General features: G+C 72.3%; 16 protein-coding genes and 2 tRNA genes. 6 read left to right on the top strand and 12 right to left on the bottom strand.

Annotated elements, in window-relative coordinates:
* Positions 1-89 precede the first annotated feature (89 nt).
* Positions 90-293, bottom strand: coding sequence for a hypothetical protein (locus NOO62_RS19700; RefSeq protein ID WP_268772205.1), 204 nt, complete (start codon positions 291-293; stop codon positions 90-92).
* 175 nt (positions 294-468) lie between these two features.
* Between NOO62_RS19700 and NOO62_RS19705 the strand changes: the two genes are divergently transcribed.
* The 3 genes from NOO62_RS19705 to NOO62_RS19715 all read left to right on the top strand — a co-directional run bounded on the left by NOO62_RS19705 (position 469) and on the right by NOO62_RS19715 (position 4552).
* On the top strand, positions 469-972 hold the full coding sequence (locus tag NOO62_RS19705) for a MarR family winged helix-turn-helix transcriptional regulator (protein WP_268772206.1): 504 nt from the start codon (positions 469-471) through the stop codon (positions 970-972).
* A 13-nt stretch (positions 973-985) separates the two neighbouring features.
* Positions 986-3535, top strand: a complete 2550-nt coding sequence (locus NOO62_RS19710; RefSeq protein WP_268772207.1) for an MFS transporter — start codon at positions 986-988, stop codon at positions 3533-3535.
* A gap of 198 nt (positions 3536-3733) precedes the next feature.
* Positions 3734-4552 (top strand): YceI family protein, encoded by an 819-nt coding sequence (locus NOO62_RS19715; protein ID WP_268772208.1) that lies wholly within the window; start codon positions 3734-3736, stop codon positions 4550-4552.
* Positions 4553-4750: 198 nt separating this feature from the next.
* Here NOO62_RS19715 and NOO62_RS19720 read toward each other — a convergent pair whose 3' ends face one another.
* The 6 genes from NOO62_RS19720 to NOO62_RS19745 form a co-directional block, all read right to left on the bottom strand.
* A complete protein-coding gene (locus NOO62_RS19720) occupies positions 4751-5527 on the bottom strand; it encodes a TetR/AcrR family transcriptional regulator (protein ID WP_268772209.1) in 777 nt (258 codons plus the stop codon).
* A 62-nt stretch (positions 5528-5589) separates the two neighbouring features.
* Positions 5590-7092 carry an MFS transporter gene (locus NOO62_RS19725; RefSeq protein ID WP_268772210.1) on the bottom strand — a complete coding sequence of 501 codons (1503 nt, stop codon included), beginning with the start codon at positions 7090-7092 and terminating at the stop codon, positions 5590-5592.
* A gap of 117 nt (positions 7093-7209) precedes the next feature.
* A complete protein-coding gene (locus NOO62_RS19730; RefSeq protein WP_268772211.1) occupies positions 7210-9321 on the bottom strand; it encodes an ArnT family glycosyltransferase in 2112 nt (703 codons plus the stop codon).
* Positions 9318-10610, bottom strand: coding sequence for a bifunctional glycosyltransferase family 2/GtrA family protein (locus NOO62_RS19735; RefSeq protein ID WP_268772212.1), 1293 nt, complete (start codon positions 10608-10610; stop codon positions 9318-9320). The genes NOO62_RS19730 and NOO62_RS19735 overlap by 4 nt, the downstream gene beginning before the upstream one ends.
* 26 nt (positions 10611-10636) lie before the next feature.
* Positions 10637-12139, bottom strand: coding sequence for a sensor histidine kinase (locus NOO62_RS19740; protein WP_268772213.1), 1503 nt, complete (start codon positions 12137-12139; stop codon positions 10637-10639).
* 70 nt (positions 12140-12209) lie between these two features.
* The gene (locus NOO62_RS19745) at positions 12210-12959 is read right to left on the bottom strand and encodes a response regulator transcription factor (protein ID WP_268772214.1); all 750 of its coding nucleotides are present in this window, start codon (positions 12957-12959) and stop codon (positions 12210-12212) included.
* Positions 12960-13175: 216 nt separating this feature from the next.
* On the opposite strand from NOO62_RS19745, the gene NOO62_RS19750 reads away from it, so the two are divergent.
* Entirely contained in the window at positions 13176-15320 is a 2145-nt protein-coding gene (locus tag NOO62_RS19750; RefSeq protein WP_268772215.1) for a carboxypeptidase regulatory-like domain-containing protein, read from the top strand.
* A gap of 50 nt (positions 15321-15370) precedes the next feature.
* Here NOO62_RS19750 and NOO62_RS19755 read toward each other — a convergent pair whose 3' ends face one another.
* The 5 genes from NOO62_RS19755 to NOO62_RS19775 form a co-directional block, all read right to left on the bottom strand.
* Entirely contained in the window at positions 15371-16252 is an 882-nt protein-coding gene (locus NOO62_RS19755; protein WP_268772216.1) for an amidohydrolase family protein, read from the bottom strand.
* A gap of 79 nt (positions 16253-16331) precedes the next feature.
* Complete coding sequence (locus NOO62_RS19760; RefSeq protein ID WP_268772217.1) at positions 16332-16676, bottom strand: antibiotic biosynthesis monooxygenase family protein; 345 nt, start codon at positions 16674-16676, stop codon at positions 16332-16334.
* Between the two features lie 117 nt (positions 16677-16793).
* The gene (locus NOO62_RS19765; protein WP_414930998.1) at positions 16794-17672 is read right to left on the bottom strand and encodes a DUF2797 domain-containing protein; all 879 of its coding nucleotides are present in this window, start codon (positions 17670-17672) and stop codon (positions 16794-16796) included.
* Positions 17673-17741: 69 nt separating this feature from the next.
* Positions 17742-17814: transfer RNA gene (locus NOO62_RS19770), tRNA-Arg, on the bottom strand.
* A 194-nt stretch (positions 17815-18008) separates the two neighbouring features.
* A tRNA-Ser gene (locus NOO62_RS19775) sits at positions 18009-18099 on the bottom strand.
* Positions 18100-18291: 192 nt separating this feature from the next.
* Here NOO62_RS19775 and NOO62_RS19780 point away from each other — a divergent pair.
* On the top strand, positions 18292-18732 hold the full coding sequence (locus NOO62_RS19780; protein ID WP_268772219.1) for an SSI family serine proteinase inhibitor: 441 nt from the start codon (positions 18292-18294) through the stop codon (positions 18730-18732).
* Between the two features lie 167 nt (positions 18733-18899).
* Positions 18900-23249 (top strand): PAS domain-containing protein, encoded by a 4350-nt coding sequence (locus NOO62_RS19785; protein WP_268772220.1) that lies wholly within the window; start codon positions 18900-18902, stop codon positions 23247-23249.
* Positions 23250-23252: the final 3 nt, after the last annotated feature.

Below are 23252 nucleotides of genomic sequence, written 5' to 3' on the forward strand. Positions count from 1 at the left end.
ACGGCTGGGCTCGCCCCGGGTGACCTAGGGGCGCGGGGAACTGCGCGACCAGCCCCCACACACCCGCACCCGAAGCCGCCCAAGCCCCGCTAGGACAGCGCCAGCCACGCCACCCCCGCCACCACCGCGATCGCGAGGATCACGCCGACGATCAGGCCCACCCGCGGGCCGGAAGAGGAAGGCGCCGCCTGCTGGCGGCCACCGCGCGGCGCCTCGTCGACGAACGCGCGGAACATCTGCGTGCTGCCTGCGGGATCGGGGTTGCCCTGGTTGCCCTGGGGGTTGTGTGCCATGGAGCAGGACCCTAGCGAATTCACCGCCATCGGCCCAACCCCCTCTGGCCAGCGACTTTACGAGCAGGGCCCCAACGCTTTGCCGAGTCTTTAGTCCGATGGGCCCTTTTTAGTTTGCCTGCGGCAACCAACTGCTTCTATCGTTGCCCTAAGCAACAAAAATATTGGAGGTGCCGTGGCCGCGCAGCGTCAGTACGAGGAGCTGGCCCGACAGCTCAGCGCCATCGGTGCCGTGAAGCGTGGTCTCGGACGGGGCCTGCCGCACGACTGCCCCGCCGGATCCGCCGCCGTACTCATTCTGCTCGACCGCCACGGTGCGATGCGGATGAGCAGGCTCGCGGAGCTGCTCGCCGTCGACACGTCGGTGACCAGCCGCCACGTCGCCCATGTCGCGGACAAGGAATGGATCGTCCGCGATCCCGACCCCGCCGACAAGCGCTCCCGGATCCTGCGGCTCACGCCCGAGGGCGAGGCCAAGGTGGACGAGCTCTCCGAGCTCTCCATCCGGACGCTCACCCACTACCTGCACGACTGGACCGACGACGAGGTCGTCCAGCTCAGCACGTTGCTGGCGCGCCTGCGCGACAGCTTCGGGGACTGCCGTGCGGCTTCGGCCCGGCTGACCCCTTCCCCCCACGACGTGCAGACCACGTCGGAGACCACCCGTACACCCGCGTAAGAAAAGGAAGTCCATGGCAACAACCACACCAGCCGGTGTGCGGGGCAGCCATGCCAAGCACGGAGCACATCACGGTCACAGCGGTGAGAACGCTCCGATGACGCACCGGCAGATCATGGAAGCGCTGTCCGGGCTGCTGCTCGGCATGTTCGTGGCGATCCTCTCGTCGACGATCGTCTCCAACGCCCTGCCCGAAATCATCGGCGACCTCGGCGGCGGCCAGTCCGCCTACACCTGGGTCGTCACCGCGTCGCTGCTCGCGATGACCGCGACGACGCCCCTGTGGGGCAAGCTCTCGGACCTCTTCAGCAAGAAGGCCCTGGTCCAGATAGCCCTGGTCATCTACGTCGGCGGTTCGATCGTCGCCGGTCTCTCGCAGAGCGCAGGGATGCTGATCGCCTGCCGCGTTGTGCAGGGCATCGGCGTGGGCGGTCTCTCCGCCCTCGCGCAGATCGTCATGGCCGCGATGATCTCCCCACGTGAGCGCGGGCGGTACTCCGGCTACCTCGGTGCGACCTTCGCCGTCGCCACCGTCGGCGGACCGCTGCTCGGCGGTGTCATCACCGACACCTCGTGGCTCGGCTGGCGCTGGTGCTTCTACGTCGGCGTGCCGTTCGCGATCATCGCGCTCATCGTCCTGCAGAAGACCCTGAAGCTTCCCGTCGTCAAGCGTGACGTCAAGGTCGACTGGGCCGGCGCCTTCTTCATCAGCGCCGCCGTCTGCCTGCTGCTCGTCTGGGTCACCTTCGCCGGTGACAAGTACGACTGGATGTCCTGGCAGACCGGCGCCATGGTCGGCGGTTCGGTCCTGCTCGCGCTGATCTTCGTGCTCGTCGAGTCGAAGGCGACCGAGCCGATCATCCCGCTGCGGCTCTTCCGCAACCGCACCATCACGCTCGCCTCCCTCGCCTCGCTCTTCGTGGGTGTCGCGATGTTCGCGGGCACGGTCTTCTTCAGCCAGTACTTCCAGCTGGCGCGGGGCGAGTCCCCGACCATGTCCGGTGTCATGACGATCCCGATGATCGGCGGCCTGTTCATCTCGTCGACCGTCTCGGGCCAGGTCATCACCAAGACGGGCAAGTGGAAGGCCTGGCTGGTCAGCGGTGGCCTCCTGGTGACGGCGGGCCTCGGTCTGCTCGGCACCATCCGGTACGACACCGAGTACTGGCACATCGCGATCTTCATGGCCCTGATGGGTCTCGGCATCGGCATGATGATGCAGAACCTCGTGCTCTGCACGCAGAACCAGGTCGCTCCCGAGGACCTCGGTTCCGCCAGCTCCACCGTCACCTTCTTCCGCTCGCTGGGCGGTGCGATGGGTGTCTCGGCGCTCGGCGCGATCATGTCGACGCGGATCACCGACTACGTCAAGGACGGCATCACCGACCTCGGCCCGAAGGCCGCGGCGCAGTTCGGCCACGGCGGCACCGGCGGCGGTGGCATCCCGGACCTGGAGAAGATCCCGGAGCCGTTCCGCACGGTCATGGAGAGCGCGTACGGGCACGGCATCGCCGATGTCTTCCTCATCGCCGCTCCGATGGCGCTGATCGCCTTCCTGATCACCATCTTCATCAAGGAGGTGCCGCTGCGGACGTCGGGCGCGCTGGCCCAGGCCGCTTCGGAGACGACGGACGGCTCGGCTCCGGCTGACACCGCCGGGGCCGCGGCCACCGCCGAGCAGCCCGTGCTCGCCTCCGTCACCTCGGGGACCGACACCGGGCCCGAGGGCACGCAGCGGCTCGCCGCCGCGGCGTCCGCCGCACAGCCCGGCGCGGGCTCCGGTGAACTCCCGCAGATCACCGGCGGCATCCCGGTACGCGGCTACGTCCGCGGCGCCGAGAGCGCACCGGTTCCGCAGGCCGCCGTCACGCTGATCTCCCTCGGGGGACGGCAGCTCGGCCGCTCGGTCGCGCAGGGCGACGGTTCCTACGCCGTCGACGCCCCGGGTGCGGGTTCGTACGTGCTCATCGCGTCGGCCGACGGGTTCCAGCCGCAGGCCTCCACGGTCGTCGTGGGCGAGGACGCCCTCGCGTACGACATCCTGCTCAGCGGCACCAGCGGCCTCAGCGGTCTGGTGCGGGACGCGGACAGCAAGCTGCCCGTCAGCGGCGCCATGGTCATCGTGACCGACGTGCGCGGTGACGTCCTCGCCACCGGGCTCTCCGGCGAGCAGGGCGAGTTCACCTTCGCCGAGCTGGTCCCCGGCACCGTCACCATCGCGGTGAACGCCGCGGGGCACCGCCCGCTGGCGCTGCCCGTCGAGGTCGGCGGCACCGGGGTCACCCGGGTCGAGGTCGAGCTCAACTCCGGCGCACAGGTGCTCGGCACCGTGCGGGCGGGCGGCTCGGCGCTGAACGACGCGCGCGTCACCCTGGTGGACGCGGCGGGCAACGTCGTCGCCACCGCGACGACCGGGGCTGACGGGGCGTACGCCTTCACCGACCTGGACAGCGGCGACTACACGGTCATCGCGACCGGGTACCCGCCGGTGGCGACGGGCCTGACGGTGGCCGGCAGCGGCATCGACGGCCACGACATCGAGCTCGCCCACCCGGGCGAGTGACGGCTCCGGCCCGCGGCCGCGCCCCGAGCGGAGGCGCGGCCGCGGGCCGGTGGCGGAGAGGCCCCCGGGCCGGCGGTGGCACACATGGCAGGGGACGGCCAGTCACCGCCGCCGGGGGCCGTCCGCGTATTGAAGCGTGTACTGGGCTTTGACTGTGAGGCTTCCCGAAGCGGGAAGCCCGGCAAGGAGTAAAACGGGATGGCACTGAACGCTCGGATCCGGACGCGTGACGGATGGGCCGTGCCCCACGCCGTCGTCACGGTGACGGACATGACCGGGACGCAGGTACTGCGGGCCGACGCGGACGTCGAGGGCGTCGTACGGGACGGGACCGCGCTCGCGGCCGGGCCCTACACCGTCATCGTGACCGCCGTCGGCTACGCGCCCGTCGCGTCCACCGCGCTCGTCACGGCGAGCGGGCGGGCGGACGTCGGCAACGTCGTCCTCGCCCGGCAGGGCGGCACCGAACTGCCGCCGCCCGGACCGTGGACCGTCGACCCGGCCCACTCGACCGTGGGCGCGGTCGCCCAGCACCTCGGGATCACCAGCGTGCACGGCCGGTTCCTGGAGTTCGGCGGGCGGATCGAGATCGCCGAGGACGTCGAGAAGTCGCGCGTCGAGGCGGTCATCCGGTCGGCGTCGATCGACACGGGCAACGGCATGCGCGACGGGCACCTGAAGTCGGCGGACTTCCTGGACGTCGAGCAGTACCCGGAGATCACGTACCGGTCGAACGGCCTGACGCCGTCGGGCACGGACCGCTGGACGGTCCACGGGGAGCTCGGCATGCACGGGGTCGTACGCCCGGTCGACCTGGACCTCAGCTACCTGGGGACCGGCGCGGACCCGTGGGGCGGCACGCGCGCGGCCTTCCGGGCCACGGCGGAGCTGCGCCGCGAGGACTTCGCGATGAACTACAACCAGGTGGTGCAGGCGGGGATCTCGGCGATCGGCACGACGCTGAAGGTGGAGCTGGACATCCAGGCCGTACAGGGAGAGGCCCTGCCGCAGGCGTGACGACGACCCCGCCCGCCTGCGTCCAGGGCCTGTGTCGGAAGTCCCGTCGTTCGCCCGGAGGGCGGGCCGCGCGGCGTCCGGTACGTGCGATCGCAAGGCGGAGGGTCGCCCCGATACTGGTTGTATCGGGGTGTCCCGACAACGCCGCGAGGGCGCGTGCCGGGCGTCGCGCGGCAGGCGGGACTTCCGACACAGGCCCTAGGGGTTCTTCGTCAGCAGGGATTCGATGCCCGCGATCATCAGGTCCAGAGCGATCGTGAAGTCGCGGGCCCACATCTCCTCGACCGTGTCGCCGTCCCGCGCGGCCATCAGCTCGTCCGCGCTCTCCAGCAGCCCGTGCGAGGCGAGCTCCTCGCGGACCGTGCCGACGGCCTCGCGGTAGTACGCCTCCTGGGACATCCCCGCCTCCGCGCACCGCGCGCGATAGTGGCCCTCGATGGTCCCGAAGCCGTACACGAACTGGAAGACCGCCGAGATCGCGCCGTTCTGGGTGTACGCGGGCAGCCCCGTGTTCCCCACCGTCTTCTGGATGGCGAGCGCGAAGGCCAGCCAGTTGGGGCCGATGTTGAGGAAGCGGCCGACCAGCGGGGATACCCAGGGGTGGCGGATCAGCGTCGCGCGGTACTCGTCGGCGAGGGCGCGGAGCTGGTCGCGCCACTCCTCCGGGGCCGTCTCCGTGTCGGGGAGACGCATCTCGCCGCACACCGCGTCCAGGGCGAGCTCAAGGAGATCGTCCTTGGTGTCCACGTACCAGTAGACGGACATCGCCGTGACGTTCAGTTCACCGGCGAGCCTGCGCATGGAGAACTTGTCGAGCCCCTCCGCGTCCAGGAGCCGGACCGTGGCCCGCGTGATGCGGTCCCGGTCCAGGCCGCTCGGCTGGTCGACCTTGCGGCCGCCGCCGCGTGGCGCCTTGTCCTGCAGCCAGACACTCGTCTTCGCCGCGGCTTTCGTGCGGCCGGCTGCCTTCGCCATGGCGCACCTTCCTCGTTGGTCCTCGGGTCAACCGGAGCCGGGCGGTCCGCCTCCCCCTGATGCTATGCCGCTGTCTTACCCACGGAGTCTGCCCTCTCCGCCCTGCGCAACAACGCCGCCGCCAGGACACCTCCGGCGAACACCGCCGCCGCCCCGACGAGCTGGCTCGTCTCGAGGCCCGAGGAGAACGCGTCGGCGATCCGCTCGCGTTCACCGGGCGACTTCGCCGCCGCCATGGCCGCGGGGAACGACGCGGCGGAGACCGCGACGAGCGACGCGAAGCGGGAGTTGAGGACCGCGCCGAGCACGGCGACGCCGAGGCCGTTGCCGAACTCCGCGAGCGTGCCGTTGATGCCCGCGCCCACGCCCGCCTTCTCGGGCGGGATGGCGCTCATGATGGCGTTGGCCATGGCCGGCATGGCGAGCGCGATGCCCGCGCCCATCACGATCAGGCCGAGCAGCATGCCGTTGTAGTTGTCTCCGCCGAGCACCGCTATGACCGCGAGGCCCGCCGCGTTGAGGCTCATGCCGGTCACGATCGTGCCGGGCGTGCCCATCTTGGCGTGCAGCTTCGCGCCGACGCCGATCAGGTTCAGGGCCACGATGGTCACCGCGAGCGGCGCCGTGCGCAGGCCCGCCTCCAACGGCTCGTAGCCGAGCACGAACTGGAGGTGCTGGGTGAGCAGGAAGAGCGAGCCGCTCAGGCCGAAGGCGACCAGGATGGCGCCCGCGACGGCGCCGACGAAGCGCTGGTTGCGGAAGAAGTGCATGTCCAGCATCGGGTACGGGATCCGCAGCTCCCAGAGCGCGAACGCGCCGAGGACGAGCACGCCGACCGCGGCGGGCGCCAGGACCTGGCCGGACGTCCAGCCGTGCTCGGGCCCGGAGATGATCGCGTAGACCACGGAGGCCATGCCGATCGTCGAGAGCAGGGCGCCGAGCAGGTCGGGGCGGTCGCCGTGGGGGTTCTTGGACTCCGGGACCAGTTTCAGGACCGCGGCGAGGCCGATCAGCGCCACGGGGATGTTGATCAGGAAGATCGAGCCCCACCAGAAGTGGTCGAGCATGAAGCCGCCGAGCAGCGGACCCGCCGCGAACCCGAGGGAGTTGATGGTGGCCCAGAGGCCGATCGCCTTGACGCGCTCCGCGTCGTCGAAGATCTGCACGACCACCGCGAGCGTGGTGGTCATGAGGAGCGCGCCGCCGATGCCCATGCCCGCGCGGGCGGCGATGAGCTGCCCGGAGCTCTGCGCGAGGCCCGCGGCCAGCGAACCGATGCCGAAGAGGGCGAGGCCCGCGGCGAGCATCTTCTTGCGCCCGTAGCGGTCCGCGGCGCTGCCCGCGGTGAGCAGCAGGCCGGACTGGACCAGCGAGTACGCGTTGATCATCCACTGGATGTCGGAGGTCGACGCGTCCAGTTCCTTGGTGAGGGAGGGGATCGCGACGCTGAGGACGGTGTTGTCGAGCAGCACGGTGAGCTGCGCCAGGCAGATGACGCCGAGGATCAGCCAGCGCTGCGGGTGCCGTTGTGAGGTGGTGGGGTTCTCGGCGGTCGTTGCCGTCATCAGCCCTCCCTTTCCGGGTTTCTACTGTTCTACGGTGTACGAGGCGGTGGTGCGACGTACACCGTAGAACAGTTCCCGTACGGCGTACAAGAGGATTACGCCGAGGGGGGCGGGCGGCTACTTCCTCGGCTGCGTCAGGTCGTAGAACGTGGCGCTGCCGACCGTGATCTTCTTGTACGTCGATGCCACCCAGGACGCGATCTCGGTGCCGCCTCCGCCCATGCCGCCCCCGCCGCCCGTGCCGCCCGCGATGAAGTAGTGGATGTCGCCGTCCGCCACGTACTTCTTGAACTGCGCGAGGGTCGGTGACGGGTCGCTGCCGTTGAAGCCGCCGATCGCCATCACCGGCTCGCCGGTGGCGAGTTGGTAGCTGGCCGCGTTCTGGGAGCCGATGGCCGCGGCGGCCCACGTGCAGGTGTCACCGGCGTCCGGCTCCAGGAGGGACTCGGCCTCGGCGGAGACCTGCGCTCCGTTCAGGAGACCGCCCATACCGCCGCCCGTGCCGCCACCGCGTCCGGCGCGCTCGCCCGTGGCACCGCCGGGCATCCCACCGCCGGGCATCCCACCGCCGGGCACCCCACCACCGGGCATCCCACCGCCGGGCACCCCACCACCGGGCTGCCTTTGCGGGGCACCGCCCTGGGGAGCCCCACCCTGACGGGCCTGGCCATCCGGACCGCCCGGACCACCAGGACCACCAGGACCGCCACCCGGCCCACCCCCGCCCCGAGGCCCGCCCATGCCCCGGCCGCCCGCCGAAGCCGGACCCGCCGTCACGATCGACCCCGTGTGCGCGCTGTCCACCGTCGACAGGGTGTACGCCACCGGTCCCGCCACGGATGCCGCCATGCCCAGCCCCACCGCGGCCAGCGCGAGCCGACGCCCGAGCCGCCCCACGACCAGCAGCCCCACCGCCCCGACCAGCCCCGCCGCGAGCACCGCCCACCGCAGCCACGGCAGGTGGTCCGCCGCCCTGCCGAGCAGCACGTACGCCCACACCGCCGTACCCGCGACCGTCACCCCGAGCACCGCGCCCGCCCACCGCGAGCCGCGCTCCTCCCACAGGACCGTCGCGCCCATGCCGACGAGAGCGGCGATGTAGGGGGCGAGGGCCACCGTGTAGTACTGGTGGAAGATCCCCGCCATGAAGCTGAAGACCGCGGCGGTCATCACGAGCGAGCCGCCCCACGCCACGAACGCCGCCCGCGCGGTGTCCGTACGGCGTGCCTTGCGGGTGAGGACGAGCCCGGCCACCAGGAGGATCAGCGCGGCGGGCAGCAGCCAGGAGATCTGGCCGCCGATCTCGGAGTTGAACATCCGCCCCAGCCCGGTCTCGCCCCACTGACCACCACCCCCGCCCCCGCCGCCGCGGGGCCCGCCGCCTCCGCCCACGCTGCCGGTCTCGTCGCCGTTGATGCGGCCGAGACCGTTGTAGCCGAAGGTCAGCTCGAGGAAGGAGTTGTTCTGCGAGCCGCCGATGTACGGGCGCGAGGACGCGGGCCACAGCTCGACGGCCGCCACCCACCAGCCACCGGCGACGAGCATCGCGCCCGCGGACAGGGCGAGCTGGCCGATGCGCCTGCGCGGCCGCACCGGGGCGCACACCGCGTAGAGGACCGCGAGCGGCGGCAGGATCAGGAACGCCTGCAGCGTCTTGGTGAGGAAGGCGAGACCGACCGCGACGCCCGCCCACACCAGCCACTTGGTGCGGCCGTGCTCCAGGGCGCGCAGGACGCAGTACACCGTGACGGTCATCAGGAGGGCGAGCAGCGCGTCCGGGTTGTTGAAGCGGAACATCAGCGCGGCGACGGGTGTGAGCGCGAGCACCGCGCCCGTGATCAGCCCGGCGGCGGCACTGAACCGGCGCCGCACGGCCGCGTACAGCACGCCGACCGTGGCGACGCCCATGACGACCTGCGGGACGAGTACGGCCCAGGAGTTGAGGCCGAAGAGGCGTACGGAGAGCGCCATGGGCCAGAGCGCGGCCGGGGGCTTGTCGACGGTGATCGCGTTGCCCGCGTCGAGCGAGCCGAAGAAGAGCGCCTTCCAGCTCTGGCTGCCGGCCTGCGCGGCGGCGGAGTAGAAGGAGTTGGCGTAGCCGGACGCGCTGAGGTTCCAGAGGTAGAGCCCGGCGGTGGCCAGCAACAGCGCGAGCAGCGCGGGCCGCGCCCACGGGGGGTCGCCCGCGCGCCCGCGCCACGGCGCCGAGGGGGGAGAGGTGATCGTCATCGTGCGTCCCTCGGGTCGTGGGGGGTGGTCGTGCAAGAAGGTGCGCCGGTGGCGTCGGCCGGGAAGACCCACGCCCTCAGCAGCAGGAACCGCAGCACCGTCGCCGCCAGGTTCGCCGCGACCAGGACCGCGAGTTCCGTGGAGTGCGCGGGGTGGACCGACGCGGTGTCGAGGGCCGCCAGGGAGCCGCTCGTGAGGGCGAGGCCGATCGCGAAGACGACGAGGCCCTGTGCCTGGTGGCGGACCGCGCGGTCCCGGCCGCGTACGCCGAAGGTGAGCCTCCGGTTCGCTGCCGTGTTGGCCACCGCCGACACCAGGAGGGCGAGCGCGTTGGCTGCCTGCGACCCCGTGAACGTACGGAATCCGCTGTAGAGGAGGAGGTAGAACAGGGTCGAGAGCGCGCCGACCACGCAGAAGCCGACGAGCTGGCGGGTGAGGCCGCCGGGCACGCCGGTGAGTCGGCGGTCGCGCGGGTCGTCGCCGAACGGGCGGGCCAGCCGGTCGAGCGGCAGCGCGCCGACCGCGAGCGCCCGACCCACCCGCCACACCCCCTTGAGGTCGTCCGCGGCCGTCCGCACCAGGTGGACCGTCGAGTCGGGGTCGTCGACCCAGTCGACCGGCACCTCGTGGATGCGCAGCCCGGCGCGCTCGGCGAGGACGAGCATCTCGGTGTCGAAGAACCACCCCGTGTCCTCGACCAGCGGCAGCAGCACCCGCGCCACGTCACCGCGGATCGCCTTGAACCCGCACTGGGCGTCGGAGAAGCGGGCGTGCAGGGAGCCGCGCAGGATGAGGTTGTACGCGCGGGAGATGAACTCCCGCTTGGGCCCGCGCACCACCCGTGAGCTGCGTGCGAGGCGCGAGCCGATCGCCAGGTCCGAGTGGCCGGAGATCAGCGGGGCGACGAGCGGGAGCAGCGCGTTGAGGTCGGTGGAGAGGTCGACGTCCATGTACGCGAGGACCGGCGCGTCGGAGGCGGACCAGACGGCGCGCAGCGCCCGCCCGCGCCCTTTCCGGTCGAGGCGTACGTGCCGCACCTCTTCGAGCCGCCCGCTGAGTTCGGCGGCGACCCGCGGGGTGCGGTCCGTGGACGCGTTGTCCGCGACGGTGATGCGGAAGGGGTAGGGGAAGGTGCGGGCGAGGTGGTCGTGCAGGCGCAGGACGCACGGCTCGAGGTCCTTCTCCTCGTTGTAGACCGGGATCACGACGTCCAGGACGGGCACGTCACGCCCGGTGGCGGGGAGGTGGTCCCGTGACGGCAGCACGTCCGGGGAGGTGTCGGTTCGCATGGGGCCGACATTCGCCAAGTGGTCTGTCAGGGCTGTGTGGTGAGGCTGTCACCGGGCTGTGAAGCGTCGGAAGTGGTGCTGTGGTGGACCGCCGGGAGCGTGACCACGAACACGGTCCGCCCCGGCACGCTCTCGACCGTGACCGTGCCGTCGTGCGCCGTCACGATGGCCCGCACGAGGGCGAGGCCGAGCCCCGTGGATCCCGCCCGGCGCGAGCGGGACGCGTCGCCGCGGGCGAACCGTTCGAAGACGGTGGGCAGGAGACCGGGCGCGATGCCGGGCCCGTCGTCCCGCACCTCCAGGTGTACGTGGGGTCCCTCGTGCCGTAGCCGGGCCGTGACCGTCGTACCCGGTGGGGTGTGGGTGCGGGCGTTGGCGAGGAGGTTGACGACGACCTGGTGCAGGCGTGCGGCGTCCGCGCTCACCAGGGCGGGTTCGGCGGGGAGTTCGAGGCGCCAGTGGTGGCCGGGTCCGGCGGCCCGCGCGTCGCTGACGGTGTCGACGACGAGCGGTGCGAGATCAGTGCTCCGGTACGAGAGCGGCTGTTCCGCGTCGAGCCGCGCGAGCAGCAGCAGATCCTCGACGAGACCCGTCATCCGCTCGGCCTCGGACTCGATCCGGCCGAGCGCGTGCCGCGTGTCGGGCCCGGTCGGCTCCCGTCCGCGGCGCGTCAGTTCCGCGTACCCCCGGATGGAGGCGAGCGGGGTCCGCAGCTCGTGGCTGGCGTCCGCGACGAACTGCCGTACCCGCGTCTCGCTGCGCTGGCGTGCGTCGAGTGCCGAGTGGACGTGGTCGAGCATGCGGTTGAGTGCGGCGCCCACCTGCCCGACCTCCGTGCGCGGGTCGGCGTCGGGCGCGCGTTCGTGCAGGGACACTTCGCCGCTGTGCAGCGGCAGCTCGGAGACCCGGGTGGCGGTGCTCGCGATCCTGCGCAGCGGGCGCAGCGCGACGCCGACCATCGCGGCCCCGGCGAGCGAGGCGGCGACGAGGCCCGCCGCGGTGACGCAGACCTCGACGACGATCAGCGTGCTGAGCGTGTTCCGCACCTTGGCGGTCGGCAGCCCGACGAGGAAGTCGCCCTTGTGTCCGCTCGTGTACGTCACGCGGTACTCCCCGAGCCCCGGCAGGCCGACGTTGTGCGCCTGCCCGTCCCTCGGTACGCCGCCGAGCGCGGCCAGCTGCGCCGCGTCGAGCTCCGTGGCATCCGGCACCGTGTCGCCCGCGTCGTCCTCGGTACTGACGAGGGCCCGCCCCACCGAGCCGTCCCGCCCCACCTCCGCGCCGACGGCACCGATCTCCTGCGGCCCGTGCGTGACGAAGTCCAACGGGTCGTCCCGCGAACCGGGACCGGGCCCCGGCGCGACGGCGGGCCCCGAAGCCCGCTGGGCGACCCCGCCGAGGGCGCCGTCCAACTGCTCGTACAGATGGGACTTGAGAGCGATGGTCGTCACCACGCCGATGACCGCGCACACGACGGCGATCAGCGCGACGGCGGAGAGAACGAGCCGCGTCCGTAGCGTGAGTCTCACGAGCGAACTCTCTGGAAGCGGAAACTCTGGAAGCGGAAACTCCGGAAGCGGGAACTCTGGAAGCGGGAGCTCAAGAAGCGACCGGCACCGCGGACTTGATCAGGTAGCCCGCCCCGCGCCGCGTATGGATCATCGGCTCCCGGCCCGCGTCGATCTTCCTGCGCAGATACGAGATGTACAGCTCGACGACGTTGGCCTGGCCCCCGAAGTCGTAGTTCCACACCCGGTCGAGTATCTGCGCCTTGCTGAGCACCCGCCGCGGATTGCGCATGAGGTACCGCAGCAGCTCGAACTCGGTGGCGGTGAGGTGGATGGAGTCGCCGCCGCGGGTCACCTCGTGGCTGTCCTCGTCGAGGGTGAGGTCCCCCACGACCAGCGTCGACTCGCTGCGCTTGTCGGCGGCACCGGCCCGCCGGATGAGTCCGCGCAGCCGCGCCACGACCTCCTCCAGGCTGAACGGCTTGGTGACGTAGTCGTCGCCGCCCGCCGTGAGCCCGGCGATGCGGTCCTCCACGGCGTCCTTCGCGGTCAGGAACAGCACGGGCACGTCCGGCATCTCCCGGCGCAGCCTGCCGAGCAGGGAGAGCCCGTCCATGTCGGGCAGCATCATGTCGAGCACCACGACGTCGGGCCGGAACGCCCGCGCGGCCCGCACCGCGCCCGCCCCGTCGCCCGCGCTGCGGATCTGCCAGCCCTCGTAGCGCAGGGCCATGGACAACAGGTCGGTGAGGGACACCTCGTCGTCCACGACGAGCACGCGGACGGGGCTCCCGTCCGGCCTGAGCAGTTCGGTACGCGCCTGCGGCGTGGTCGTGGTCATGCCCCACACCTTGCGCGGCGCCCCTGAGAGCACTCTTGCGCGAACCTGTGAATTCCCTGAGAAAGGACCGCGGGGACGGCGGGGACGGCGGGGGCGGCGGCGAGGCGGAGTGCGGGCCCCCGCAGTGACAGCCCTAGATCCCAGCGGTACGCCGTGTGTACGAAGGTCGCCCGCGCCGGGGGACCCGACCGGGAGACCCGACCGGGGGAGGACGACATGAGCTGTGGTGGCATCGAGTGCCCTGCCTGGTGCGAGTGCGTGAACGAGCGGTGCGTCCCGTCAGCGGTGCGGCTGAACGCGATGCGTTTCCGTATGCGGGACGGCCGTTGGCTGTATACGTCCGGCGGTGCCGGGCGGCTCTCCGCGGACCCCACACCCACCCCCGGCCCCTTCCACACCTTCTACTTCACGGCCCCGCCGACCTTCGAGGCATCCGTCCTCACGGCCTGCGGCCCCGGCTGGGAGGTGTCCGGGAACATCGTCCGCGTCGACCCGCGCACCGAGCCCCACCCGAAGGAGCACATCAAGCACTACCGCTGGGGCGGCACGGGCTGCGACGTCTGGGTCAGCTCGTACCCGCTCAGCGTCCCCGGCCACCACGGCGCCGAAGAGGAGTACACCGTGCGCGTGGTCCGGGCCGACGGCTCGTCGGAGGAGCCGACCAGCGGCGACGACGTGCTCCTCGTCGCCGCGGAAGGGACGTACTTCCGGGTGCGCGGCCCAGCGGAGCAGTGGCCGGGGACGGTGACGGCGGACGGCGCGGTCGCCGCGGACGACACCGTCTTCCGGCTGTTCGTCAACGAAGTGCGCCCCGCCGACGGCTGGCGCCCCGGCAAGGTGGTCTGCATGAGCTGTGCGCCGGTCACCGGCCTGGTCAGGCACCACGTGACCGGCGAACCGGTGGCGGGCGCCCACGTCGTCGCCGACGGCACCGGGTTCGAGGCCGTCACCGACGAACACGGCCGCTTCGCCCTCGCCAAGGGCGCCGCCACCTGCGTCCCCGCGGGCGCCCACACCCTCACCACGACGCACGGCACCCACCTGGAGGACAAGCGGCAGATCACCGTCGAACCGGAGGTCCCCCTCGACGTCGTCATCGACCTGCGCCGCAACTGCGCTCCCGTCACGGGCCTGGTCAGGGACTTCTCCAGCGGCGAGCCCCTCGCCGGGGCGGTCGTCGTCGCCGAGGGCAGCGGCTTCACGGCCGTCACCGACGCGCAGGGCCGCTTCACCCTCGCCAAGGGCACCACCACCTGCGTCCCGCAGGGCATGTACGTCCTCACCACCAGCCACGACACCCACCAGGAGCACCGGAGGGAGATCTCCGTCGCGCCGGAGACGGCGGTCGACCTGGAGACCGACCTGACGTGCACCCCCGTCTCCGGCGTCGTGCGGACCGCCACCGGAACCCCGGCGGCCGGCGTCAAGGTCTTCCTCATGGACGCGGCGGGACAGAAGGTCAGGCGTCCCGGCGGCGGACCGTTCATCGAGGCGACCACCCGGGCGGACGGCACCTGGACCCTGCGGTGCGTGCCGCACGGCCCGGCCGGTCTGACCTGGTTCTTCTGGACGGCGGGCGCCAGCAAAGTGTCCGCGTTCGTGCCGCCCCTCGGTGTGAGCGGCGTGGAGCTCGTCACGGGCTGCGTCGAGGTCCGCGGCACCGTCACCGACGCGGCGACCGGAAACCCCGTCGCCGGCGCCACGGTCACCCTCACCGGCACGTCGGTCGCGGCGACGACCACGGACATCGCCGGGGCGTACCAATTCGCCTGCGCCCCGCTCGACTCCGACAACCGCGTCACGGTCTCCGCGTCGTACACCGGCTACCTCGACGCGGAGGCGACGGTCGCGGCCCAGTCACCGGTCACGGTGGTCGACCTCCAACTCGTCCCGGTCCCACCCGTCCGGACCGAGCCGATCGTCCTCACCCTCACGTGGGGCAGCGCCCCGGCCGACCTCGACTCGCACCTGTCGGGCCCGGACACCAACAACGGTCGCTTCCACCTGTCGTACGCGTCCATGTCGCCGCCCCCGGTGACATACGTGGCGCTCGACGTGGACGCCAAGCAGGCCTTCGGCCCGGAGAACGTCACGATCACCCCGACCGTGGCGGACTTCGTGCCCGGCCAGTACCGGTACTGGGTGCACAATTTCACCGGCGGCACCTTCGAGAACTCGCTCGCCGTCGTCACGGTCGCCCAGGGAACCACGCAGCTGGGTCAGTACACGGTGGCGGCCGCCGTCGGCGCACAGACCGAACCCATCTGGCACGTGCTGAACGTGAGCATCGACGCCGCGGGCCAGGCGACGCTGGCCCCGCAACAGAAACTCCGAGCAGGCGACGCGAACACCCGCCTCTGACCACGCCCTTTACTCCCCCGTCCCCCCCCCGCCCCCCCCCCCCCCCCCTCTCACTCCACCCCGAACACCCGGGCGGCGTTCCCGTACAGCACCCCGCGCAGCCACGCGTCCCCGAGCCCGAGCCGCTCCAGGGACTCCAACTGATGGACGTACGAGTACGGGATGTTGGGGAAATCGCTGCCCAACAACACCTTCCCGCCCAGGTCGGCCAGCCTGCCCCGCTCCCGCGCCGGGAACGGCATGAGGCCTTCGCTGAAGTCGGTGAACACCATCGTCGTGTCGAGGCGCACCTCCTCGTACCTTTCCGCGAGCGTGAGGAACTCGGCGTACTCCGGCATGCCCAGGTGCGCCACGATGACGGGCAGCCGCGGGTGCCGGGCGAGGAGCGCGGCGACCGGTTCCGGCCCGGTGTGCTTGCCGGGCTCGGGACCGGACCCGCAGTGCATGACCACCGGCACCCCGGCCTCGGCGAGCAGGCCCCACACGGGTTCGAGCAGCGCGTCGTTGGGGTCGTACCCGCCCACCTGCACATGTGACTTGAAGACGCGGGCACCCGCCTCGACGGCCTCCCGCACGTACCGGTCCACGCCGGGCTCCGGGAAGAACGTCGCGGTGTGCAGACAGCCGGGCGTACGCCGCGCGAAGTCGGCGGCCCACCCGTTGAGCCACTCCGCCATGCCCGCCTTGTGCGGGTACAGCATCGAGGTGAAGGCACGCACCCCGAACTCCCCGAGCAGCGCGATCCGCCGCTCCTCCTCGTGCCGGTAGGTGATGGGCCACTCCACGGTGCCCGCCGCCGAGCCTGCCGCCGAGCCCGCCGCCCCGAAGGAGTCGAAGTACGCCCACACCTTCCTCAGCACGCGCTCCGGCATGAAATGCGTGTGTACGTCGATGAGCCCCGGCAGCCCGAGCCGCTCCCAGAAGCCGCGCACGGAGGCGGCATCGGCACTGGTTTCCGCGCCCCCGCTACTCCCATTACTCCCATTACTCCCATTACTCCCGCTACTCCCATTACTCCCGCACAAACCCGTGACTCCTCTCGACCTTCGCGACGTGCAGGACGTACTTCTCGTACCAGTCCTCGCGCCCGCGGCGCTGGGCCGCGCGGTGCTCCAGGTTGCTCCGCCAGGCCTTGATGGACTCCTCGTCGCGGAAGTACGAGACGGTGATGCCGAGGCCGCCGGGCGTACGGGCGGACTCGGTGCCGAGGAAACCCGGTACGTCCGCGACCAGTTCGTCCATGCGGTCGGCGATCTCGCCGTAGCCGTTGTCCCCCTCGGTGCGCACGGAGGAGAAGACGACGGAGTAGTAGGGCGGTTCGAAGGGTCCGACAGGTCCTGTGCCGTGATCACTCATGTCGACACACTCGGGCTCACACCGCACCCTCGTCCACCCTTTTCGACCGTCCTTGCCCAACGGTCGCCCGGACTTGACCATTCGGTCAGAGAACCGGTCGACGGGCACGGAAGGTGCTCAGAAAAGCCCGTCCTGCTCGGCGCCACCGCCCACGACCTCCACGGCCCGCACCGGAACGGTCACCCCCGCCCCCGCGTCGGCCGAGGCCAGCCCCCACCCCACGAGCACCCGCGTGTCGACCACCAGCACGCTCCCGCCCGCCACCTCCAGGTGAAGGTCGGGCCCGGCCGCGGCTACCAACCGCCCCGCGACCGCCCCGCCGTCGACCAGTTCCCGCACCACCCCGCCCGTCGCGGCCGGACCACCCCGGTCGTCGAGCCCGAACGCCTCCGAGTGGTCAACGGCGTCGAACGGCACCCGCTCCAGCGCCTCCGCCCACCCGCCGAGTGCGACGGCCCGGCCGTGCAGCTCGGCGAGCTCCCGTTCCCGCTCACCCCACCCGGGCAACGCCCCACGAAGCCCACGCTTGCGGGCGTACGGCACCCGGTCCGGCACCCCGAGCGCCGCCCGCAGCAACTCCTCCGTACGCCGCGCCGCCATCAGCGGACCGCGCCCCAGCCAGCAGAACGCCACGGCCCCCTGCTCCAGGAGCCGCCCCGCACCCCGCTCCTCGGCCGTGATCCCCACCTTCACGACTCCGGCCCCGAACCACGCGAGGTAGACCCGGTAGGTACGCGGATCGTCGGGCACGCCGTCCGCCGCCACCGAGAACGCCCGGTCGAGCCGCGCACACTCCGGGCACCGCGCCTGCGTGGCCGCCCCCGGCACGACGGCCCGCACCGGACACGCATTGCCGCGCGCCCCCACGCACCGCCGCTCCCCGACGGCCCGGAACCCGATGTCCCGCCCGTACGCGAGCACGCTGCGCCGCCCACCGTCCCACCGCAGCACGGGCTGCCCGTCCGGCCACCCGAGCCCCGCACACCGCCACTCCACAGCCATCACTCCCCGCACCCGGACAACGCAAGAGGCCCCCGGATCAACTCCGGGGGCCTCTTGTTCATGTGCACTCGGCAGGATTCGAACCTGCAACCTTCTGATCCGTAGTCAGATGCTCTATCCGTTAAGCTACGAGTGCTTGATTTTTCTTTTGTTCTTGTCTTCGCTTCCCGGCCCTTCGGCCCGTTCGCGGCGACAGGAAGAACATTACATGACTGCCGCCGCCATGTGAAATCCGTTCGGCGGACCCCTTGTGAGCTGCGGAAACACCGCCCGGAGCGCCCATGACGCACCGAAGCCCCGGTCCAGGGGCCGGGGCTTCGGATCAAGCTGCGGAGGCGGAGGGATTTGAACCCTCGATGGGATTTAAGTCCCAAACCGCATTAGCAGTGCGGCGCCATAGACCGGACTAGGCGACGCCTCCAGCTTGCACACCTGCGCGAGCGGGGGTGCGTGCAGATGATGACACAGCCAGTGGGTGTGTCACCAATCGCGGCACCCACGGTACTAGTGGTGCGGCCCGCGGGGCAAAGCGTTACGCGGCACCGCAACATCGCGGGGCGAACGGCGTTAGTTCCGTAGAACCATCCGTCCCGCCGTACTCGTGGAGCCCGAAATGCTGCGTCGTCTCGTCCTCACTGCCGCCGCCTCCGTCGCCGCGCTGTCCGCCGTACCCGCCGCCGCCCACGCGACCGCCGACGCCACCGTGGTCGCGCCTCCCTCCTCTCCCTCCGACCGCCTCACCGTCAAGGTCACCGGCGCGGGCGGCGCCGGCGACGGGACGTACGAACTGAAGTGCCACCCGACGGGCGGTACGCACCCGGACGCGGCAAAGGCGTGCGAGCGGCTCCAGGAGGTCACCGTGTGGGGGACCGACCCGTTCGCGCCCGTGCCCAAGGACTCGATGTGCACGATGCAGTACGGCGGACCCGCCACCGCGCACGTCACGGGAACCTGGCAGGGCAGGCCCGTCGACGCGACGTACGACCGCAGCAACGGCTGCGAGATCTCGCGGTGGGACGGTCTCGTACCGGTGCTGCCCGCGACCTCCGCGTGACCAGGCGGTACGGAAAACTCACATCTTCTGCGTGCGACCTCCCTCTCATCCGGCGTCGCGCCCACAACCACTCCCCGTAGACTCCCTCCCGTGACACGCCACGGACCGAGGGGCAAAATGGTCTGAGCGAGTCGGCAAGCAGCGGTAACCAGGGAGGAAGCGTCGTCGTGAGCAGCAGGCCATCCCGAGGCGCTGCTCGCCTCGCAGCCATACTCGACGCGCTCCCTGACGCGCTCGTCCTCGTCAACGCCAACGGCACGGTCGTGAACGCCAACGCCATCGCGTTGGAGGCGTTCGAGACACCCGGCACCGCGCTCGTGGGGCGCGGTCTGCTGGACCTGCTGCCGCAGTTCGACTCCCGGCTCATCCCCGGCTCCATGCGGCGCCCGGACACCATCGACGAGCGCGGCCGCACCAAGCCGACCCGGATGGTCGCCCGGCGCACGGACGGCTTCGAGTTCCCCGTCGAGGTCACCAGCTCCCCGCTGGAGGACGGCAGGGACGCCTACGACCACCACGGGTACACGGGCGACGAACTGCTCATGCTCGTCGTACGCGACCTTTCGGGCACCGTGGACACCGAGGCCGAACTGCAGCGTTCGCAGCGGCAGACCGAGATGATCCTGCGGGCCGCGGCCGAGGGAGTCGTCGGCACGGACACCGACGGACGGGTCGTCCTCGTCAATCCGGCCGCCGCTCAGATACTGGGCTTCCGGGCCAGCGACCTCGGCGGGCAGGAACTGCACCCGCTGGTCCTGCACTCGCGCGCCGACGGTGAGCCGTTCCCGTACGACGAGTCCCCGCTCGCCGACACCCTGCGCTCCGGGCGCAAGCACCGGGTGCGCGGGCAGGTCCTGTGGTCCAAGAGCGGCGCCAAGGTGCCCGTCGACCTGACGACGTCGCCGGTGCGCGACGGAGACCAGCTGGTCGGCGCGGTGATGACCTTCACCGACCGCAGGCCCTACGACGAGCTGAACGAGAAGTACGAGGCGGCCCTCGCCCGGCACGCGGAGGAGCTCACCACCCTCGCCGAGGAGCGCACCGCCGAGATCAAGGCCGCCGAGGAGCAGCGGGCCGAGGAGCTCGCCGCCGAGCAGGAGCGGTACGCGGCGCTCGCCGAGCGCGAGAAGGACCGCTTCGAAGAGCTCGCCGAACGCGAGAAGACGCGGTACGAGGCACTGGCCGCACGGCACGAGCAGCTGCTCGCCGTCCTCGGCTCGTCGCTGCGCGGACCCCTGGACGAGCTGCGCCGCGAGCTGAACGCGCTCGCCTCCGACGACGCGGGCCAGCTGTGGCCCGAGGCCAACCAGGTCCTGCACCACCTGTCGGCCGGGTACGCCCGGATGACGACGCTCGTCGACAACGTCCTCGGCTACCAGCGGCTCGACGCGGGCGACGAACAGCTCTCCCTCACGCCGGTCCTGCTCGACGCGGTCGTCGCCGCCGGTGTGGAGGGCGCGGTCGAGCTGATCGGGCCCGGGCGCGCCCAGTTCGCGGTGCACGCGCCGCCGATCGAGCTCATGGCCGACGCGGGGCGGCTCGCCACGGCCCTCGCCCACCTCGTCGCGGACGTGGCGGGCATCGACGCGACCGGCAACGCGCGTTCGGACGTCGGCGCGGGCGTCTCCGGTGGCTATGTGGACTCGACGATCGTCGTCGCCGCCGCCCAGCGCGGCGAGGTCGTCCGCATCGAGGTGCGGGGGCCTTTCGCCGGCGGTGACCCGGTACACGAGCCGATCGTGCGGGGCATCGTGCGGGCACACGGAGGTGTGCTGCAGACGCATGAGGTGCCGGGCATGGGCGGCAGTGCGTATGTGCTTGAGGTGCCGATCGGGGCCGTTGGTGCGGCTGGCGCGGCTAGCGCGGCTGGTGCGGCTGGTGCGGGCTCCGTCAAGGGGGGCGGTGGGTCCGTCGTCGTGCCCGCGCAGGCGTCCGGTCCTGCGGGATCGGGGGCGGAATCGGGGTCGGGGTCGGCTTCAGGTGCGAGCGGTGGGCGTCGGCGGGCTCGGCGGCCCTCGGTGGACTCCTTCCTGGAGAGTGCGGTCGCGGGAGCTACGGACCCGGAGACGGAGACCGCGGAGACGGGTGCCGGGGAGCCGGGTCCCGGTGAGCCGAGCGGTACCGGGCGGCGCCGGGGTCGGCGTGCCGCGGAGGCCTCTTCGGAGAGCCTCGGCGGTTCCGTGGCCACGGATCTCGTGGGCCCGCGCATGGGCGGCCCCGGTCTGACGGCGCAGGCTCCGTCTCCGGAGACGTCGGGTGGCGCCGCCAGTGGCGGTACGGGACGGCGGCGCGGGCGGCCGAGCGCGGCCGAGGGTGCCGTGATGACGGCGGCGGAACACGCGGCCGGCAGCGCCGCGTTGGGCGAGACGGTGCCGCCGCAGGGCGTGCCCGTGCCCAGTGGGGCGACGGGACGGCGTGCCCGGCCCGCCGGTGAGCAGCACGCGCTGCCCGCGCTGGCTTCGGGCCCCGCTTCGGGCCCCGCTTCGGGCCCCGCTTCGGGCCCCATGGAGACGTCCGGTGCCGGGCAGGGTGACGGCGCGGGGAAGCCCACGGGACGGCGTGCGCGGCGTGCGCTGGCCGCCGCCAAGGAGCGTGCCGAGGCCGAGGAGGCGAACAACGGACGCGTCTTCGCGCTGCCGCCCGCCACGGCCGACCGCGCCCCGGGTCAGGAGTACGCGGGCCAGGAGTACGCGGGCCAGGAGAGCGTCGCCGTCCAGGGTGGCGGCGTACAGGCTGCCCCGGGTGACGGCGTACAAGACGGCGTACAAGGTGACGGCGTCCAGGGCGGGACCGGGCACCACGCCCCGGCCGTACGCGGCGAGGACGACCACACCCCGCCGCAACCGCACCCCACGCAGGCCCCGACGGGCCGCCGCTCCCGCCAGGCGGCCCCCGCGCCCGCCCAGGACCCGCGGAACCCGCGGCAGGGCGGCCAGGACACCGAGTCCGGCCCGCCGCCCGTGCCGCAGCCGTGGCCCGACGGCACGACTCCGCCCGGCGGCGTGCCCGCGCAGGGCACCCCGCACTCCGCCGGTACCCCCGCGCACGGCATCCCGGCGCCGGGCCGGGGCGCCGCGCTCCCGCCCGAGCGCGGTGCGCAGGCACGGGCGGCCCAGCCGCTGCCCGCCGAGGCCGCGCCCGGCGACCCCAACTCGACGCAGGGGCGCGCGATCAGCGTGCGGACGCTCGGGCAGGGCGTGCCGTTCGGGCAGCAGATCGCCGAGCAGCAGGCAGGCCAGCAGCAGGCGGGCCAGCAGCAGGGCGCGCCGCAGGGCGGTGCCACCGTTCCCGGTCAGGGCCGCCCGCAGCAGCCGCCCCGGGCCCCCCGGATCCCCACGTCACCGCAGCCCCCGCAGGCTCCGCAGCCCCCGCCGGCCGCCGCCGCGGGCCCGATGCCGACCCCGGAGGCACCCGCCCCCACCCCCGCATCCGCTCCCGCCACCGACCCGCAGCAGCCCCAAGCAGCAGCCGCCGCCGCGCAGTCGCACACCCTCGGCGGCTCAGGGCGTCGGCGCAGGCTGTCCACGCCGCCCGACCCCGCGGCCGACGAGCGCCCCGAGACCTCGACGCGCCCGCACCCCCAGTCCCAGCCCCAGGCCCAGCAGCCGGGGGTTCCGGCGCAGCACCCGCAGCACCCGCAGTCCCGCATCGCGTCGGCTACCGAGGGCGCGGGCCGTTCGTACGCGATCGGCGCCCCGGACGAGGACGCCGACGAGGGTCCGGAGCCGCTCGACGGGCCCGGCGGCGCCGTGGAGGTCGCGAACCGGCCGCAGCCCCAGCCCATGGACGACGAACTGCCGCCCGAACCGCTGGACAACCCGCGCCGCCTCCTGGTGTGGCCCGCGCCGGACGTCACCACACAGCAGGCGCTGAGCGACCGCGGCTACCGCCCGGTGATCGTGCACTCGCGCGAGGAGGTCGACGCGCAGATCGCGGCGTTCCCCGCGGCGCTGTTCGTGGACCCGCTGACCGGGCCGATCACGCGCACGGCGCTCCAGTCGCTGCGGCAGGCCGCCGTGGCGGCCGAGGTGCCCGTGCTCGTGACGGCGGGGCTCGGGCAGGCGACGCGCGAGGCGGCGTACGGCGCCGATCCCGCCGTACTCCTGAAGGCCCTGGCTCCACGCGACAGCGAACAGCACCCCTCGCGCGTCCTGCTCATCGAGGAGCACGAGGAGATCGCGCTCGCCCTGACGGCCACGCTGGAGCGGCGCGGCATGCAGGTCGCGCGGGCCGAGAGCGACGCGGACGCGGTGACGCTCGCGGCCCAGATGCGGCCGAACCTCGTGGTGATGGACCTGCTGCAGGTACGCCGCCGCAGGGCCGGAATCGTCGACTGGCTGCGCGCGAACGGCCAGTTGAACCGCACTCCGCTGGTCGTCTACACCGCCGCCGTCGACGAGACGGAACTCCCGAAGCTGGCCGCGGGCGAGACCGTCCTGTTCCTGGCGGAGCGGTCCACGAGCACGGAGGTTCAGGGCCGGATCGTGGACCTGCTGGCGAAGATCGGCACGAATTAGGAA

This window comes from Streptomyces sp. Je 1-369 (assembly GCF_026810505.1).
Classification (GTDB): domain Bacteria; phylum Actinomycetota; class Actinomycetes; order Streptomycetales; family Streptomycetaceae; genus Streptomyces.